Source organism: Okeania sp. (assembly GCF_983059655.1).
The window spans coordinates 1-3,267 of sequence record NZ_CEZPJD010000393.1; the positions used below are offsets into that span (position 1 = coordinate 1).

Sequence of the window (3,267 nt, forward strand, 5' to 3'; positions counted from 1 at the left end):
TCCTTCTTTCTTCCTAAAATGAAGCTAATTTATCTGCCCAACGAGTTGTTTCAGGCAACCGATATTTAGTAGTACATTTCAAAACATAATTTATAGCAGTTTTTAAGCTAATTCTATGACCAGTTGAAACATAAATTGGTTTAACTCCAGTACGAGTTCTAACAATAGCACCAATAACTTCTTCTTCATCTATTATTGGTTGCCAATTACCCCTTTCTAAACCAACAGAATCATATTTACCAATATAGTGAGATTTAGCTACACCAATACTAGGGATATTAACTAAAACTCCTAAATGACAAGCGATACCAAATCGACGGGGATGAATTAATCCTTGACCATCACAAAGCAATAATTCAGGAGTAATATTTAGCTTTTCTAAAGCATCTAAAATAGCAGGTATCTCTCGAAAAGATAATAATCCAGGAACATAAGAAAAAGAAGTAGGACGTTTAACTATAGACTGTTCTAATAATTCTAATTGTGGAAAACTTAAAACTGCTACTGCTGCTTGAGTAATCTTATCTGAATCACTATAACCAACATCAATACCAGCTACATATTTAATAGTTCCAAATTGGTCTTCAGTTATTACTTGATGACGGAGTTTTTGTTGCAGAGCGATCGCTGTTTCTACATCAGTAGGAAAAGGAAACTTTTGGTCTATTTTCATAATATATAGAACTTAATAAATAACTGACCTACTCCTTACTCCCCACACCTCCCATACCTCCCACACTCCCCTACTCCCTACTCCCTACTCCCTACTCCCTAATTATGATTGACTATCTCTTCTTCCTAATTCATAAACAGCACCAGTTACACAAACAATTATTCCAATACTAATTGACCAACTTTTATCTAAACCAATTTCTACACCCCAATTGCATAAACTGCCTACAATTAAAAAAGGCACAATACTAAAAATAGATGCATAAAAAGCATTCTGAGATTCTCTAGCTTTACGGGTCTTTTCAAATTCTTTCTCAGATGTATATAATGCTCTTTCTGCAAAATTAAACCAACGGTTCAGTTGTAATGTCACCCACTCACTCAAAGGGGAAAAACCCCAATATAAGGCCAAAGACCAGAGAGATGCACCTGCGATCGCTGTGGCATCTATGGCCAACCTAAAGGGAAAAATTTCTTCTAGTATCATTTTTTAAAATCTTATATTTTATTTTTTGTCAAAATATTAAATTCCTGAATTATAACAGGTTTCAGCGATGATTATATTTTAAGCATTCAATTAAACATAAACATGAAATTAAATAATTGATATTATCTGTTGTTGCTAGATCGGAAAAATAGCTTAAATTAGGATTATACCTAGAACAAGTTAATATAATTGTAAAACAAACAGAATAATAGTTAGCTATTGTTTTTAATAACGTCCAATTGGATGATGAAAAAATAACTACACGGGTCATTTCAGTTATCAGTCATCAGTTATCAGTTATCAGTACCTAAAGCTGTTTGCGCAGCATGACAAAGGTCAAGCAAGAGGTACTGATCGCTAAAATAATTCTCTTTTTTATCCCTTTAAAAGAGGAGGTGCATACTCACAATTTTTCGGTAAAATGTAGCCCTGTATTATATCTGAGATGAAAGATACTTAAGAAAATAACGATTGAATAAAACATGATTACTAAATATTTTATAATTAATACTGAATGAACTTAAATAAATAGCAAAAGCATAATTTACACATCCATAAAAATATATGTAAATAGTATCTATAATCATAAAATAATGTAATGAAAAATTATGATTTTGACTCAGAATATAATCTCAATCTCATTGTTGCAGGAATTGCATCTAAAATCGGCGAAGATTTTTTTCAGGCTTGTGCTCAATACCTGGCTCAATTTTTGCAAATAAAGTATGCATTTGTTGGAGAATTTATAGATAGTACTCGACCACAAATTAAGGTATTAGCTTTTTGGTCAGGAGACAGGTTTATACCTAACTTTAAATACGATATAGAAGGAACTCCTTGTAGTACTGTTTATGAAACAGGTCTACAAATTTATCCCCATTCAATTCAACAATTATTCCCAGAAGATAGAGATTTATTAGCTTTGGAAGCTGAAAGTTATTTAGGTATTTCTATTGTAGATAGTCATGGAAAAAATGTCGGTCATGTTGGAGGTTTAGATACTAAACCTTTAAAACACAATTATGAACAACAAACATCTATCTTAAAAGTAATTGCTACTCGCTCTGCAGCTGAAATTGAGCATCAATTATCTAAAAAAGCTTTAAAAAAGCAAAATATTTACTTACAAAGAACTCTGAAAAAGTTGAAAAAGACTCAAGCTCAACTCATTCAGGCGGAAAAAATGTCTAGTTTGGGAGAAATGGTTGCCGGAATTGCTCATGAGATTAATAATCCTGTTACCTTTATTTTGGGTAATTTAAATTACGTTGATCGATATGCTAAAGATATATTAGATTTAGTTCGCATTTTGCATAAAAATTCTTCCAATTTACCTGATGAGGTTGCAGAAAAAATTGAAGAAATTGAATTGGATTATATTGAGGAAGATTTACCCAAATTATTAGAGTCAATGGAAGGAGGGGCAAACCGTATTAGTAAAATTGTTAAATCCTTGCAAGTTTTCTCCCGCTTAGATAAGACCAAAGTAATATCTGTAGATGTTCATGTAATTATTGACAGTATTTTACTAATTCTTCAGCCACGTTTACAAAATCCATTGTTTCAGATTGAAGTTATTCAAGATTATGGCGAATTGCCTCTAGTTAATTGTTATCCCAATGCATTAAAGCAAGCAATAATGAATATTATTAATAATGCCATTGATGCCCTAGAAATAAAATTTTCTCAGAATAAATTTGGAGAAGAACAACCAAAAATTTCTATCAAAACAGAAAAATTAGAAAATGATTGGTTCGGAATTTATATTTCTGATAATGGCTTGGGTATAACAGAGGAAAATTACTCTAAAATATTCGACCCTTTTTTTACAACTAAACCAGTCAGTCAAGGCACAGGTTTAGGACTATCAATCAGTTATCAAATTATTGTTGAACAACATGAAGGCAGAATAAAATGTATTTCTTCTTCTAACAAAGGAGCAGTATTTGCGATCGAAATGCCAACTTGAAATTTTGTGAGAAGGAAGAAGAAAGAGGGAAGAAGGAAGAAGGAAGAAGGAAAAATCTTGTTTTGTCTGAATTTTAAGCTTTTTATATGACCGCCCGACTGATATTCCAATATAGTAATTCCTCTCATGAATAAAAATG

The 3,267-nt window shown here is 31.8% G+C and carries 4 protein-coding genes; 1 reads left to right on the forward strand and 3 read right to left on the reverse strand.

The window, feature by feature from the left end:
• Window positions 1-13 precede the first annotated feature (13 nt).
• The 3 genes from nfi to AC3DU7_RS20160 all read right to left on the reverse strand — a co-directional run bounded on the left by nfi (window position 14) and on the right by AC3DU7_RS20160 (window position 1,430).
• Window positions 14-673 carry a deoxyribonuclease V gene (gene nfi, locus AC3DU7_RS20150; RefSeq protein ID WP_488041089.1) on the reverse strand — a complete coding sequence of 220 codons (660 nt, stop codon included), beginning with the start codon at window positions 671-673 and terminating at the stop codon, window positions 14-16.
• Window positions 674-775: 102 nt separating this feature from the next.
• Entirely contained in the window at window positions 776-1,156 is a 381-nt protein-coding gene (locus tag AC3DU7_RS20155; protein WP_488041094.1) for a hypothetical protein, read from the reverse strand.
• A 64-nt stretch (window positions 1,157-1,220) separates the two neighbouring features.
• Complete coding sequence (locus AC3DU7_RS20160; protein WP_488041090.1) at window positions 1,221-1,430, reverse strand: hypothetical protein; 210 nt, start codon at window positions 1,428-1,430, stop codon at window positions 1,221-1,223.
• A 327-nt stretch (window positions 1,431-1,757) separates the two neighbouring features.
• Here AC3DU7_RS20160 and AC3DU7_RS20165 point away from each other — a divergent pair, with 327 nt between their 5' ends.
• Complete coding sequence (locus AC3DU7_RS20165) at window positions 1,758-3,128, forward strand: sensor histidine kinase (RefSeq protein WP_488041091.1); 1,371 nt, start codon at window positions 1,758-1,760, stop codon at window positions 3,126-3,128.
• The last annotated feature ends 139 nt before the right edge of the window (window positions 3,129-3,267 follow it).